This window comes from Bacillus sp. 1A (assembly GCF_052682215.1).
Genome location: NZ_JBQYLZ010000001.1, coordinates 2,127,195 through 2,142,645, shown reverse-complemented (window position 1 = coordinate 2,142,645; position 15,451 = coordinate 2,127,195). Strand labels below are relative to the sequence as shown.

Sequence of the window (15,451 nt, the reverse complement as noted above, 5' to 3'; positions counted from 1 at the left end):
ATCATATTCGACATTTGATTGTTATCCATTATCGGCATCATATTCGGTATTGGATTATCATCCATGATTGGCATTATATTTGGCGGTTGATTGTTATCCATTATTGGCATTATATTTGGTGGTTGATTATTATCCATGATTGGCATTATATTTGGTGGTTGATTATTATCCAACATTGGCATGATGTTTGGCATTTGAATATTTGGCGGTATTACTTGTGGAATAACTACATTCTCTTTCGTTACATTTGGTGACACGATATTCCCTACATTTTCTTTCTTCACTTGCGGTGACACGATATTCCCCACATTTTCTTTCTTCACTTGCGGTGACACGATATTCCCTACATTTTCTTTCTTCACTTGCGGTGACACGATATTCCCTACATTTTCTTTCTTTACTTGCGGTGACACGATATTTCCTACGTTTTCTTTCTTTACTTGCGGTGACACGATATTTCCTACATTTTCTTTCTTTACTTGCGGTGACACGATATTTCCTACATTTTCTTTCTTTACTTGCGGTGACACGATATTTCCTACATTTTCTTTCTTTACTTGCGGTGACACGATATTTCCTACGTTTTCTTTTTTTACTTGCGGTGACACGATATTATCTTTTTTCGTTTGCGGAGAAATGATGTTATTAGGTTTCATTTTAGTAATTTGAGGAGCAATTAACTCGCTTCCTTTTTTAATGACATCTGAAATTTTATATTCTTTTTTCGCTTTTATTGGTGGTTGCGGCGGCTGTGGTAATACATTTATCGAAAACTTCGTATTTTCTTTTTCTGCTGGTTTTTGTTTTTCTATAACAGGTGGTTTTTGAATAACAGACGGTTTTTCAACTGGTTTTTCCATTTGAATTGGCTTTTCTTTTTGTACCTCTTTTTGCGGCTTTACCTGCACTTCTTTTTGCGGTTTCACTTGCATTTCCTTCTGCGGTTTTACCTGTACTTCTTTTTGTGGTTTCACTTGCATTTCCTTCTGTGGTTTTACTTGCACTTCTTTTTGTGTTTGTTGCATAGCAGGTTGCTGTGTAATTGGCGCTGCTTGATACGTAACTTCTTCCTCATCCTCTATTCCAAGCGGAGTTGGCGTTGCTGCAAACTCTTTTTGTTGGACTTCTTTTACGTATTGTTTTGGAGGTGCTGAACCTGCTCCAGCATGTTGTTTCACGTGAACGCTGTTTGATGGTACTTTAATTTTCATACCTGGCATGATTAAATCTGGATTACTAAGTTGTGTATTTGTATTTTTCAACGTATCAAAATCCACTCCGTACTTTTTCGCAATTTTCCAAAGGGTATCCCCTTTTTGCACGATATGAATTTTCAAATTTTCCCCCTCCTGTATAATTTATCTATAAGTAACAAATCTCATGAAGTAACCCTTTCTAAATAACGCTAACTTCTTTTCACTTTTAACACTTCTGCTATTTCCAATATAGTTCGAAGTGGAATAAGCATAAGAAAATCGCAATGATTTCTTCAAAACAATGTATGCCCATTTCGTTCTCGTTATGATTATATGCATGAAAAAAAGCAACAGAAATACCGTTGCTTTACACACGCTCTAACATACGATTTAATGCGAGAACCGCTTCTTCAGTCACTTGTTTATCTACGCTAATAACGTTAATTTCTTCTCCTCTTTCTACCGTTTCAAGCACCCATAATAAGTGCGGCAGATCAATTCGGTTCATCGTTAAACACGGACACATAAATGGATTAAGTGAAACAATCTCTTTATCTGGATGTTGCTGAATAATTCGGTTCACTAAATTCATCTCTGTACCAATTGCCCATTTACTTCCAGGTGGCGCTGCTTCAATCATATCAATAATATATTTCGTTGATCCTGCGTAATCCGAAGCATCAACAACCTCATAACAACATTCTGGATGTACAATAATATTCATATCCGGATGATTTCCCCGTACATTCTCAATGTTTTTCACTGTAAAGTTTTGATGAACCGAACAATGCCCTTTCCATAAAATCACTTGAATTCCTTCTATATCTCCATCGTACTCTAATGAATCTGTATGTGGGTCCCATACTGCCATTTTATCTAATGGGATACCTAAATCGTATGCTGTATTTCTTCCTAAATGTTGATCCGGTAAAAAGACAAGACGCTCTTTTTGTGTAAACGCCCAAGACACCATTTGTTTTGCATTAGAAGAAGTTACTGTTGCTCCGCCATTACGACCACAAAACGCTTTAATTGCAGCTGTAGAGTTAACATATGTTAACGGAATCATCGTATCTCCAAATAATTTTGTGAGCTCTTTCCATGCCCTTTCTGTTTGTTCAATATCCGCCATGTCTGCCATCGAACAACCTGCACGCATATCTGGCAAAATAACGATTTGATCATCTGTCGTTAACATATCTGCTGTTTCTGCCATAAAGTGTACACCGCAAAATACAATATATTTCGCTTCTTTATTGTTCGCTGCAACTTGCGCAAGCTGAAGTGAATCACCTGCTGCATCAGAAAATTGTACCACTTCATCCTTTTGATAATGATGTCCTGGAATAAATAATGTTTTCCCCATTTTTTCTTTAATTTCACGAACACGCTTTTCCATATCTTCTGTTGTCATCGTGTAATAACGCTCTGGTAACATCGTTTCAATCGGTTGTACTTTTTCTAAAATACTCATATTCCTTTCTCCCCTCTAAACCACTTTCCTTACGCCTCAATATTGAAACTAATATCAAGTGCTTTCACTGAATGTGTTAACGCTCCAATTGAAATATAATCGACCCCTGTTTTTCCATATTTCGATAAACCTTCAATTGTAATGCCTCCTGATGCTTCCGTAACGATGGCACTTGGTACAATCTTTGAAAACTCCCGAATCTCATCTGGCGTACTGTTATCAAACATAATAATATCTGCACCAGCAGCTACAGCCTCTCTCACTTGCTCCTCCGTTTCTGTTTCCACTTCTACTTTCACCATATGTCCTAATTTTTCTTTCACCGATGTAACAGCTTTTGTAATAGAACCAGCAAAAGCAATATGATTGTCTTTAATCATGACACCGTCATATAAACCGAAACGGTGATTAAATCCGCCTCCGCACACGACTGCATACTTATCAAACATACGTAGCCCTGGCATCGTTTTTCGCGTATCGCAAATACGTGTATGGCCACTATCTAAAGCAAGAACAGCTTTATGTGTCATCGTAGCTATCCCGCTCATACGCTGGATAACGTTTAATATAACGCGCTCTGCCATTAATAACGAAGCAATTGGTCCTTGCGCAGTTGCGATTATTTCGCCCTTTTCTACAAGATCTCCATCTTTTTTATGAAGCTCCACTTCAATTCTTTCATCAATTAATTTAAATCCTTCTTCAATTACTAAACGCCCCGCAAAGATACCTGTATCCTTCGCAAGAAACATTCCTTTTGAAAGTAAATTGTCTGGAAAAATAAGCTGAGATGTTACATCTCTTTCTCCTATATCTTCTAGAAAAAATCGATTTAATGCTTCTTTCACTTTTATCGTGTTCATAGAGCCCCTCTTCCTTTCATCACACAAGTTGTAGTTTTCTTTTCACTCGAACGATCTCTTTTTTTACGCTATTTCTATCTGGATAATCACTTCGATAATGGCCACCAATACTTTCTTCTCTTTGCAAAGCTGATACGACTATAAGCTCACAGGCTGTTAACATATTAATAAGCGTTATCTCTTCATTTGTAAGAGCATCATGTTGTAATATCATATTTCGAACACCATACTTACTAAGCCATCTCTTTGCATAAGATAAACTTTGCTCTGTTCGCACAATCCCAACATATTTCATCATGCATTCTTGTATTTCTTCTTTCGCCGGCAAATGATTCAGAACAATAAACTTCTTTTCCTTCTCAGCCACGTTGTTCCAGCTTTCTTTTGTCGCTTTCGTTAAAATATGTTTTCCTATTCTTTTTCCAAACACAAGACCTTCTAATAATGAATTACTTGCTAATCTATTTGCTCCATGAACACCATTACAAGCTACTTCACCGACCGCATATAAATTTGGAATGGACGTCTCCCCATCACAGTTCGTTTTCACGCCGCCCATATGAAAATGAGCACCGGGTACGACTGGAATGCGTTTTTTATTTATATCGACACCATTCTTTTTACACAATGATGATACCGTCGGAAAACGTTCTTCGAAATTTTGAATAGACTCGATATTTAAATACACTTGTTCACCCGCCAAAAGCTGCTCATGAATCGCTCTTGCTACTACATCACGTGGTGCGAGATCGTGATCAGGGTGTATATTCATCATAAAATGCTGCCCTTTTCCATTCATAAGGACAGCTCCTTCCCCACGGACAGCTTCAGAGACGAGGCCGCAGCATCGTCCGCTCGTGTATAACATTGTTGGATGAAATTGTACAAACTCTAAATCTACGAGCTCCCCGCCTGCGCGGTACACCATCGCAAGTCCATCACCCGTAATTGTCTTATCATTAGAAGTAAAGGCGTATAAACTGCCAATCCCGCCTGTTGCTAACACCGTATACTCTGCAACGTAACGCTTCAACTTCCCTTCACTAGTTCTTGTTAAAACTCCAACACATTTATCATTTTCTATAATAAAATCGAGCACCATTTCCTGTTCCACTACCGTAACGTGCGGAGCTACTTCTTGAATGAAATGCTCTAATAAATTCTTTCCTGTTGCATCGCCACCTGCATGTAAAATACGACGCTTTCGATGTGCGCCTTCTTTTCCAAGATGAGGACCCGTTTCATCTCCATCAAATTTCATTCCATTTTCAATGAGATTATTCATTTCTTTCGGTCCTTCCTCGACTAAATAACGGACCACATCTTCATTGTTATAATGACATCCTGCTACTAACGTATCTTCAAAATGATCATTTGGATTGTCATATGTAGCAACCGCTGCGGCAATTCCACCTTGCGCTAAATATGTATTATTATTACGATTTGTTTCCTTTGTGATAATAATCACATTCTTTTCGTGACAAATCTCTTTCGCAACACGAAGTGCCGCAACGCCACTTCCAATAATTAAGACATCTGCACTTGGCATAATTGTTGCCTCCTACTTTACACTTTTCAACTGTCTTGACACCTATATTTACATAGTTTTAAAATAATGACAAGAGTTTTTTTATAATTCTTATTTTCACTACCATTTAAAAAATACAAGGAATGTAACTCTTACTAGGGAGAGGAACTTACATGATGATATATCTTGACTATGCAGCTACTACACCTATGAGTGAAGAAGCATTACACACATATATGAAAGCAGCATCGCAATACTTCGGAAATGAACAAAGTTTACATGATATTGGAGGAACAGCCTCTTCTTTATTACAAGTTTGCCGAAAAACATTTGCTGAAATGATTGGTGGAAAGGAACAAGGGGCATTCTTCACAAGCGGTGGCTCGGAATCCAACTACCTTGCGATTCAATCCCTTCTCAATGCTCGAAATAAGAAGCACATTATTACGACACCTATGGAACACGCATCCATTCGAAGTTATTTTCAATCCTTACAATCAGAAGGGTATACCATTACTGAAATACCTGTTGATGAAGACGGGCTAATTCATTTAGAAGATTTAGAAACAGCTATTACAGAAAATACTGTTCTAGCAAGCATACAGCACGGAAACTCTGAAATCGGAACCGTTCAAAACATCACAGAGATCGGGGCACTTTTAAAAAAACATAACGTTTTATTTCATTCAGATTGTGTGCAAACATTTGGTAAACTTCCTATTAATGTTTTTGAGATGGGAATTGATAGTCTCTCTGTTTCAGCACATAAAATATACGGACCAAAGGGTGTTGGCGCTTGCTATATAAATCCCCAAGTTCGCTGGGCACAAATATTTCCAGGAACTTCTCACGAAAAAGGATTTCGCCCAGGTACAGTAAACGTTCCTGGCATCGCATCTTTTTTAACAGCTGCTGAGAATATATTAAAAAATCAACAAGAAGAGAGCTTACGTTTTAAAGAGTTACGATCCTACTTTTTAAGACATTTACAAGCGCTTCCTCTAGAAATTCAAGTAGAAGGTCATTCTACTTCTTGTTTACCACATATTGTTGGGGTTACAATAAAAGGAATAGAAGGTCAATATACAATGCTAGAATGTAATCGCCACGGTATTGCCATTTCCACTGGAAGTGCTTGCCAAGTCGGTAAACAAGAACCTTCGAAAACAATGCTTGCAATTGGAAAAACGTATGAAGAGGCAAAACAATATGTTCGCTTCTCTTTCGGACAACAAACAACGAAAGATCAAATTGATACTACTATTCATGCACTACACACAATTGGAAATCAATTTTATAGAGGTGTTAAATCATAATGAAACAAAATGACCAAAAAAAGATTTTAGGTGAAGAAAGACGACAACTTATCCTTCAGTGGCTTCTCGCTGCAAATGAACCGTTATCTGGGAATGAACTGTCGAAAAAGACAAATGTAAGTCGACAAGTGATCGTGCAAGATATTTCCTTGCTTAAAGCACGAAACGAACCGATTATCGCGACTGCTCAAGGGTATTTATATTTAAAACCACAAGAGAAACAACAAGCTTTCGAACGCGTAATTGTATGCCAACATAAACCAGCGGAAGTACGTCAGGAACTTACAATGCTTGTTGATCACGGCGTTACGATTAAAGATGTAAAAGTTGAGCATCCTGTATACGGTGACTTAACAGCTTCCATCATGGTAAGTAATCGATTTGATGTAGAGCAATATTTACAAAAAATCGAAAACACAAATGCTTCCTATCTTTCGCAGCTAACAGATGGTATTCACTTACATACAATTGAGGCAGATTCAAAAGAGAAATTAGACGCTGCTTGCGAGGCACTAGATAAAGCAGGATTTCTCGTTTATTAATTCATGTAAAGCACAGAGTTTTTATCATTCTCTGTGCTTTTTTAGTGATATAATATTGTAATCAATTGTAAAGGGGATCAAACATGGGAATCGAACTCGTTCACTTTAGCATTGGCAAACCGAAACAAATGAAATATAGCGAAGATAAAGAAATGATTACTGGTATATGTAAAGAACTTACAGAAGAAGCTTTCCTCTCAAAAGATGGATTTCGTGGTGATGACGTAGCAGATTTAAAACACCACGGGGGACCTGATCGCGCAGTTTGTGTGTACCCACATGAGCATTACGCACTATGGGAAGAAGAATTTCAAACTACGCTTCCAGCTTCCACATTTGGCGAAAACATTACCGTAACAAATATGTTAGAGCGTGATGTTTGCATTGGAGATACATATCAACTAGGTGAAGCAATCATTCAGGTCACACAAGCGAGAGTACCTTGTAGCACTATTTCAAAACGTCTCGGTATTCCTGGCATACTGCCTCGCATTGTAGCAACTGGATTCACTGGTTACCTATGCCGCGTTCTTCAAGAAGGTACTGTACGTAAAGATTCTAAAATTACATTACTAGGACGTCAACCGGGCAACGTTTCTGTTTTGTTCTCTAACGAAATTTATTTTCATAATAGAAAAGATAAAGATGGCATTGAAAAGATTCTTGCTGTTCCAGAACTAGCCGATATTTGGCGTGGTCAGTTAGAGGATCGTCTTGCGAAATTAAAATAAAGAATCCCATCATTTATAGGTGGGATTTTATTTATCTATCACAAAATGTATTATCCGATGAAATTATACCAGCAATTAGAAGGGAACTGTCGACAGTTCATCCACCTCTCTTACAACCAATAAGAAGAATAACTACCCAGCACAGTAACAGAAAAACCGAGTGCTTCAAGTTCCATCGTTACGCCTGGCAATAATACATCATCGTATGCTTTATCGACATCGATTAAGAAAAAGTAATTTCCTAGTCCTGTTTTCATCGGACGAGATTCGATTTTTGATAGATTTAATTTTCTCCATGCGAAAGCTGATAACACTTGATATAGTGCCCCTGCATAATCAGCAGGTAACGTTATCATAAGCGTCGTTTTCTCTCCGCGGTTTTCTCCGTTATTTGGGAGTATGGCTTTCTTTTTTTTATGGAGCACTAGGAAGCGTGTATGATTGTTTTTGTGCGTATGAATATCACGCCTTACAATTGTTAAACCGTATTTTTCTGCGGCCGCTTCATTTGCAATGGCAGCGATTTTTTCTTCAGGATGTTCTTTCACATATTGCGCGGCTGCACTGGTTGATGTCATATCTCGGACGGTTACCCCTTTTAATTCTTCATTTAAAAACTTATGACATTGTGCAATAGCGTGTGGATGAGAGTGCACTGCATATACTTCTTCCCACACTTCTGCATACTGCGGATGTACAAGTAAATGTTGCTGAATTGGTACTGTAATTTCTCCTACAATAGAAAGTGGTTGCTCATGTACGAGGTAATCAACTGTTATATTCACTGAACCTTCTATCGCGTTTTCTAGTGGTACCACTGCATAATCTACATTTCCATTTGCAGCTGCATCAATACAATCTGGAATCGTTCGATACGGTACATGCTCTGCTTCCGGAAAAAAACGAATCACCGCCATATTTGTAAATGTTGCTTCTGGTCCTAAATACCCTACTCGAATCATCGTCTTTTCCCCTCTTTTTCATTTTCTTACTGTTATACCATACTTTTTAATATTCTTCTATGTAAATTTCGAATATTAAAAAAAGACTAGCATTTGCTAGTCTAAATGTTTCTTATATTCTCTTTGAGCGAAGAAGAAATAAATGATACATGCTGCGATATAAAACAGAATGAACAAACCTACTTTTTTTAATGATCCATCCATAAAGAAAGTATTATGAAACGTATATAACGCAACTGCACTATGCATACTCCCTACTATAATTGGCGCAAAAAATAGCATACATAATTGCCAACGAGAAATTTTCCATACTTCTTCCTTCGTCATTCTAAGTTTAGAGAGTGCACCATACTGCTTTCGGTCCGATGCAATATTATGGAACCATTTAAAATACACGATACTACATGAAGTAAGAAAGAATAATATACTAATAAACGAGCCCACAAATAGAGTAATATCGCCGCCTTCTTTCATACTTACATATAACTCCATATTACTTCGAAATGCATTATTATTATCTTGTTTCATATGTTTCCGTAAATCTTCGTTCAATTTCTTCGTCTTTTCGATATTTGATAATGTGTAGCCTCTATATATCATCTTTTCAGAATCAGGAACCTTATTTGCTATATTGTCAAAGTCTTCATCATTCATAACGAAGAACAGACCATTAATGTGCGAAGGATGATGGTTAAATTGAACCCCTTCTTTCTGACCGTTAAATACGAATTGATATGGTTGATTTATTACTTGCAATTGAATCTCTTTTTGATTATATACATTCGAATTATTGTATTTATTATAATAAACGAGTGTCACTGTACCTTTTTTAGGGTGATACGTTTTCTGTTTTTGTCTTCTTGCCTCTTGATTGTATTCACTTTCTTTAATGAGCGGCGCTACTTCTGTTTCTTCCTTATTGGACTGAAAAGATGCATACACTCCAACAAAACTCATAGATTGAAAGTCATCATACCCATATTGGTGCAATAATTGTTCAACCGTGCCTTCCGCAAAGACTTCGTGAGAAGAAGTACCTTTTTCTATGTAAGAAAATGAGTGCACGCCCCCGTCCCTCCACATATCTTGCATACCAGAAAAATATAAGAACACCGTACCTGTTGCCGTAACTACAAATGTCGTTGCCATCGACATTAGAAAGAAAAAACGACCATTTTCCTTCATTCGATGTGACAATTGATTCACTATAAATAAATACGGATATGTATACATAATCTTTTTATTTCGTTTTATTATTTCTAATATTTGAGCAGTGCCGTGTGTAAAAGAAAAATACGTTCCGAAAAAGACAAGTATAGACACAGGAAAAAAATAGAACGCTATCGTTGGCATCCTCGCTTGTAACGCTAACGCATATCCTATCCCTAAACAAATAAAGCCGAATATACAAAGCCACATTGATGTTTTCTTCTCTTTTTTATCTGTTCGAAATTCTTTCAATAACCGAATGATTTTTATATTCCATATACGTAAAGCACTTATAAATGATAAAACAACAAATACGACCATATACGCAATAAACGTTCCCCCAATTGCTCTCACGTCAAATATGACAGGGAGCTCTTTCGGAAGCTCCAGTAACATACTAAACACCATGAGGAAGAGCTTTAAGAAGATCATACCAAGCCCAATACCGAAAACATTAGCAAATACCCCGATCAACATTTGCTCGGTCATAATCACTCCTATTACGTTAGACTTCGTTGCTCCCATTAATATATATAACCCTAATTCTTTCTTACGCGCTTCTATGAAAATAGAAGTAGCGTACAAAATAAATATGACGAAAAAAGAAATGATTATAACATTACATATAATAAGTCCCCAGCGTACGTTTTGATACCACATCGTCTCCTGCATATACGGATGTACAATGACAGACATGTATGCAAAAGACGCAAATATTGCAAAACAACTGCTTAAGAAAAACACTTTATAATTACGCCAATTTCCTTTTATATTTTGCAGCGCTATTTGCCGAATGTTCATCTATCGTCCCCCTATAACTTACTACATAGGCAAAAAGCTAGAGGTTTCTCTAGCTTTGCACGTGTTTCAAATATCCTCTTTGTGCAATCATAAAGTAAATTGCAGAAGCTACAATGTATGCTCCAATTACAATCGCTCCTGATTTCCATAAATCGAGATAAAGCATTTTTCCTAACGTATGAAGAGCAAATCCACTATGAATGGCACCAATTAAAATTGGGATAAAGAAGATAACGCCCATTTGTCGAATTGCAATTTTGCGAATTTCTTTATCTGTCATACCAATTCTCTTTAACGATTTAAATTGAATACGATCTTGCTCTTTATCGTTAAACCATTTAAAGTATGTCATACTACAAGCAAAGAAGAAGAATAGTACAGCTACGAAGAAACCGATAAACATTGTAATTGCTCCTGATTCTCTTATATTTTTATAAGCGAACACCGAATTATGCAATTCCTCTTGCTTATCTGGTGCAACTTCCTTTTTCAAATCTAACACAAGATCTTCCGTACTTTTCCAGTCTTCTATATAATAGCCGTAATATTTCGTCTTTTCTTCATCTGGTACGAGTTTTGCGTATTTCTCAAAATCTTGATCATTCACAATGAGATATTCACTATCATTAAAAACAGAAAATGGAGTTGGGTCATTTAATTGAACAGACTGCGTTTGTCCGTTAATTTTAATTTCATGCGGTTTCGTACGATCTATCTTCATCATATCATTCGCCATATCCATTATGACCATCGTTGCACTACCTGGTGCATTATGAACTTCTCTAACTTGCTCTTTCTTTTGTTTACGTACTTCAGCGTTATATTCTTTTTCTGAAACAATCGCCATTGGCATCTCATGTTCACTGTTAAACATCGTGATTTTTTGAGTTCCAGGAAGTTTTACGTACGTTACTTCTCGCGCTTCTTCAAATCCGTGTTTTTTTATTAATTCTTTTGTTTTTCCTTCTTTTATGACATTATGCGTATGTATTCCCTTTTCCTCATACGATATAGCATGCGGGGTACTAGTTGCTGCCTTATAACTCATATCCTCAAAGAATACGTACAGTGTACCAACTGCTGAAGATACAACCGCCGTAATAATAGAAATTACAAATAGAAAACGAGCATTATCTTTCATTTTATAAATAAGATTGCTAAGTACGAACATATTTGGATATGTATAAAAAGATTTTTTTCTTTTTTGCAATGCTTTTAATACGACTGTACTACCTTGTGTAAACAGTAAATAAGTTCCGCCTATCGTCAGCCCTACAATCGGTAAAAACAGTATGATAAAATTCATAAATGTTACTTGGAAGCTAAGTACATATGCAACAATAATACATCCTATACCAACTACACATAACGATGTAAATGCAAAAGGTTCTACTTTTTGTTTTCTTGCTTCTCTTAATAAATCAATAATTTGCAAGCGGCCTACTGTCCAAACACTAAACAATGATAGGATTAAAAATAGAATAAAGTATACACCTGCTGTAATAAGAATTGCTTTACTATTCCATACGAGTGGAAGTGTTTTATCTATTTTCAATATTACGCTTAATGCTTGGAAAAATAATTTTGAACAAAGCATGCCAAGCCCAATACCTACTACAATTGCAATACTACCTAACATAAGCTGTTCTAATATAATCATTCGGCCAAGTTGAGATTTTGTTCCGCCTATTAATGTTAATAGACCAAACTCTTTTTTTCTTGCTCGTAAAAATGTTGAATTTGCATATAAAATAAAGAGTGCTGAGAAGATGACTACAATATAATTCATCGATTCTAGCCCTTTTGAGATCATCTCTCTCATACTAATATTACCACTTACGACATCTGGATGATAAATAAAGGAAGCATACATGAAAAATACGACAATCGATAAACAGCTACTAATAAGGAAAGCTTTATAATTACGCCAATTTCCTTTTACGTTATTAAGCGCGAGCTGGCGAAAGTTCATGATATTCTCCTCCTAGCATCGCAAGTACGTCCAGAATTTCTTGGAAAAAGGCTTGTTTCGTTCTTCCTTTATGTATTTCTGAGAAAATTTCTCCGTCGCGAATGAAAAGAATACGTTCGCAATAACTCGCCGCTACTGGATCATGCGTTACCATTGCAATTGTCACTTTCTTTTGTTCATGTAAATCTTGCAATGCACTCATTAATGATTTTGCTGACTTCGAATCTAAGTTTCCAGTTGGCTCATCCGCTAAAATTAGCGTAGGTTCATGAATGATCGCTCTCGCTGCTGCTGCACGTTGTTGTTGTCCGCCTGACACTTCATATACTTTTTTATTTAAAATTTCTTCGATATTTAAAAATTTTGCAATCTCAAGCACTTTCGCATCGATTTCATTTACAGATTTCTTCGCCATTACAAGTGGTAAAATGATATTTTCTTTAATCGATAACGTATCAAGTAAGTTAAAATCCTGGAAAATGAATCCTAAATGTGTACGGCGAAACTCCGCTAATTTTGCAGCACGCATTTGATTAATTTCTTCACCATTTACAAGCACATGACCTGAAGTTTGCTTATCAATTGTTGCTAATAAATTTAAAAGCGTTGTTTTCCCGCTCCCTGAAGGCCCCATAATTCCTACAAATTCGCCTTCTTCTATTTTAAAATTTATATCGTTTAAAGCAGTCGTCGCTACTGAACCTTTTGATTGGTACACTTTTGTTAATCCTTTTACTTCAAGAACACTCATTTCTAATCCCCCTATGTGTTTTCTTCTTACACTTACTATAAGAAAAATAAGAAAAAGAAACGAGTGATTTCCCTTACAAAACGTTTTGTTATCTTACAGTTTTGTCATTTTTCTCATTAATGTATGATATTCTTCATCTTTTGCAAATTGGAACGTGAATGTTGTCCCTTCCCCTTCAGCCGATTGCACATACATTCCATGATGTAAATTATCGCAAATTTCCTTCGTAATATATAAACCCATTCCAGTCGCTTCTCTTGTTTTACGGCCATTTATTCCCGTAAAGAATGGATCAAATATACGCTTTACATCTTGCTTTGGAATACCAATTCCATTGTCCTTAATATGTAGTAACACCTTTTGATCTTTCTCTTCAATTTGAAATTGAATTTCCTTTTTCTCTGCTTCTGAAATTTTCGTATACTTAATTGCATTTACAACAATTTGCCCAATAGCAATACTTAGCCATTTTCTATCAGATGCAACCATACAAGTATCTTCTTCAAACATTACTTTCGGAAATACAGACGATTGAATGAAGGATTTTCGATTTTCATTAATGATACCTCTAATAATATCTATCACATTTACTACTTCTACTTTATAATCTTTCGCAAATTGATCTAACCTTGCCATATGTAACGCTAAATCTAAACCATTTAGTATACGATTATTTTCTTCACGAATACTTTCAACTGTTGCTCTTGCTTCACGATGCTCCTTACCAAACTTTTGTAATAGCAATTCTATAACCGATACTGGTGTTTTCATTTGATGAATCCATTGGTTCATAAATATCATTTGCTGTTGTTCTTTCGCATGTTGTTTATGAACTTCATTCATATATTGCTGTCTTAATAGCGTAAACGATTCAACAACCATCTCTTGTTCTAAAGTATAAGAAGTATCAATAAGTAAAGAGTCGTGTAATGTATTTCCGCTAGCAACATATTTTTCGATTCTTTTTAAAAATACACTTCGTTTTCGATAATCGTAAATGAGGTATACAGTAAATACAACTGTCCCTAATAAAAGCCCATATAACCACGTACTCCAATCAATGGATCTTTTTTCTAAAAGACTTTGCAACTGCAAAACGAGCCCAAATAAACAAAGGCTAATAATATAAGAAAGAAGTAAAGAAAAACGGTCCATGAGGTAATTTTTAACCTTCATGCCCTTCGCCCCATTCTGTAAGAAGCGCATAACCATATCCGCGTTTCGTTACAATTGCATTTTGAATGCCTAGCTCCTCTAGTTTCTTCCTTACGCGTTTTACATTTACGGTTAATGTATTATCATCAACAAAAGCTACCTCGTCCCACAGGGCTTCTAACAGTTCTTCACGCGTTACATATTGATTTGCTTGTTTCATTAAACATTCTAATAAGTAAAATTCATTTTTTGTGAGCTCCGTTTGTTGCCCCTGCCACTCAACAATGTGCTGGGACGGAAATAACAACAGTCCATTTACACCTAAACAATCACTCTCAGCAACAGAGGCATACTCACCATAGCCACGGCGAAGTGCACTTTTCACCTTAGCCATTACAATATCTAAATGGAATGGCTTCGTAATGTAATCATCTCCGCCATTCTCGATCGCCATTACTTGATCCATTTCCCCTGTTCTTGCAGAAACAAAAATAATTGGCGCATTCGATACAGTACGAATTTGACGACACCAATAAAAACCATCAAAATATGGTAAATTAATATCCAGTAATACGAGATGAGGATTTATTTTCACGAACTCATCTTTTATATGACGTAAATCACTTGCTCTAAATGATTGATAGCCATACCTTTCTAAATGCTCCTCTAATATTCCCGCTATTTTTTCATCGTCTTCTACAATTAATATTTTATACATGTTCGTTTTCTCCCCATAAAAAATTCTTCCAAAGCCACTCCTTGTTCTATTATAAATTGAAAATTTAATTAGTGGGTATTTTTTCCTATATGAATCAGACATTTACAATAAAGTGAAACTTTAATCAGTGGGGATTTGGTTCATCCCCCACTGATTATTAGTTGAACCAATCGGGCTTTTACGGGCAGTTGATCCCCCTAACTTCTTTGCTTTCGCTGAATTTTGAGGGGGGG

The 15,451-nt window shown here is 36.3% G+C and carries 12 protein-coding genes and 1 pseudogene; 3 read left to right on the top strand and 10 right to left on the bottom strand.

Translation table 11 applies throughout. The annotated features are described in order from the left end of the window. Window positions 1-1,180 precede the first annotated feature (1,180 nt). The 4 genes and pseudogenes from safA to nadB all read right to left on the bottom strand — a co-directional run. Window positions 1,181-1,337 (bottom strand): annotated as a pseudogene (gene safA, locus ACUN0F_RS10810) (SafA/ExsA family spore coat assembly protein); the annotation flags it as partial. A 226-nt stretch (window positions 1,338-1,563) separates the two neighbouring features. Then, the gene (gene nadA, locus ACUN0F_RS10805; RefSeq protein WP_445539480.1) at window positions 1,564-2,670 is read right to left on the bottom strand and encodes a quinolinate synthase NadA; all 1,107 of its coding nucleotides are present in this window, start codon (window positions 2,668-2,670) and stop codon (window positions 1,564-1,566) included. Between the two features lie 29 nt (window positions 2,671-2,699). Further along, on the bottom strand, window positions 2,700-3,533 hold the full coding sequence (gene nadC / locus ACUN0F_RS10800; RefSeq protein WP_445539479.1) for a carboxylating nicotinate-nucleotide diphosphorylase: 834 nt from the start codon (window positions 3,531-3,533) through the stop codon (window positions 2,700-2,702). Window positions 3,534-3,552: 19 nt separating this feature from the next. Beyond that, the gene (gene nadB, locus ACUN0F_RS10795; protein WP_445539478.1) at window positions 3,553-5,082 is read right to left on the bottom strand and encodes an L-aspartate oxidase; all 1,530 of its coding nucleotides are present in this window, start codon (window positions 5,080-5,082) and stop codon (window positions 3,553-3,555) included. A gap of 152 nt (window positions 5,083-5,234) precedes the next feature. On the opposite strand from nadB, the gene ACUN0F_RS10790 reads away from it, so the two are divergent. The 3 genes from ACUN0F_RS10790 to ACUN0F_RS10780 all read left to right on the top strand — a co-directional run bounded on the left by ACUN0F_RS10790 (window position 5,235) and on the right by ACUN0F_RS10780 (window position 7,650). Continuing rightward, the gene (locus ACUN0F_RS10790; RefSeq protein WP_000973753.1) at window positions 5,235-6,377 is read left to right on the top strand and encodes an IscS subfamily cysteine desulfurase; all 1,143 of its coding nucleotides are present in this window, start codon (window positions 5,235-5,237) and stop codon (window positions 6,375-6,377) included. Next, a complete protein-coding gene (locus ACUN0F_RS10785) occupies window positions 6,377-6,919 on the top strand; it encodes a transcription repressor NadR (protein ID WP_000812240.1) in 543 nt (180 codons plus the stop codon). Before ACUN0F_RS10790 ends, ACUN0F_RS10785 begins: the two co-directional genes overlap by 1 nt. 83 nt (window positions 6,920-7,002) lie before the next feature. After that, window positions 7,003-7,650 (top strand): MOSC domain-containing protein, encoded by a 648-nt coding sequence (locus ACUN0F_RS10780; RefSeq protein ID WP_445539477.1) that lies wholly within the window; start codon window positions 7,003-7,005, stop codon window positions 7,648-7,650. Window positions 7,651-7,760: 110 nt separating this feature from the next. Here the strand turns inward: ACUN0F_RS10780 and pheA are convergent, their stop codons facing one another. The 6 genes from pheA to ACUN0F_RS10750 all read right to left on the bottom strand — a co-directional run bounded on the left by pheA (window position 7,761) and on the right by ACUN0F_RS10750 (window position 15,218). Next, on the bottom strand, window positions 7,761-8,612 hold the full coding sequence (gene pheA / locus ACUN0F_RS10775; RefSeq protein ID WP_445539476.1) for a prephenate dehydratase: 852 nt from the start codon (window positions 8,610-8,612) through the stop codon (window positions 7,761-7,763). Between the two features lie 96 nt (window positions 8,613-8,708). Beyond that, on the bottom strand, window positions 8,709-10,622 hold the full coding sequence (locus tag ACUN0F_RS10770; protein ID WP_445539475.1) for an ABC transporter permease: 1,914 nt from the start codon (window positions 10,620-10,622) through the stop codon (window positions 8,709-8,711). Window positions 10,623-10,671: 49 nt separating this feature from the next. Then, window positions 10,672-12,594: an FtsX-like permease family protein gene (locus ACUN0F_RS10765; RefSeq protein WP_445539474.1), complete on the bottom strand. Its 1,923-nt coding sequence runs from the start codon at window positions 12,592-12,594 to the stop codon at window positions 10,672-10,674. Then, the gene (locus ACUN0F_RS10760) at window positions 12,569-13,345 is read right to left on the bottom strand and encodes an ABC transporter ATP-binding protein (RefSeq protein WP_000114530.1); all 777 of its coding nucleotides are present in this window, start codon (window positions 13,343-13,345) and stop codon (window positions 12,569-12,571) included. Before ACUN0F_RS10760 ends, ACUN0F_RS10765 begins: the two co-directional genes overlap by 26 nt. 93 nt (window positions 13,346-13,438) lie before the next feature. Beyond that, the gene (locus ACUN0F_RS10755; protein ID WP_264462056.1) at window positions 13,439-14,521 is read right to left on the bottom strand and encodes a HAMP domain-containing histidine kinase; all 1,083 of its coding nucleotides are present in this window, start codon (window positions 14,519-14,521) and stop codon (window positions 13,439-13,441) included. Continuing rightward, the gene (locus tag ACUN0F_RS10750) at window positions 14,511-15,218 is read right to left on the bottom strand and encodes a response regulator transcription factor (RefSeq protein ID WP_000276710.1); all 708 of its coding nucleotides are present in this window, start codon (window positions 15,216-15,218) and stop codon (window positions 14,511-14,513) included. Before ACUN0F_RS10750 ends, ACUN0F_RS10755 begins: the two co-directional genes overlap by 11 nt. Between the last annotated feature and the right edge of the window lie 233 nt (window positions 15,219-15,451).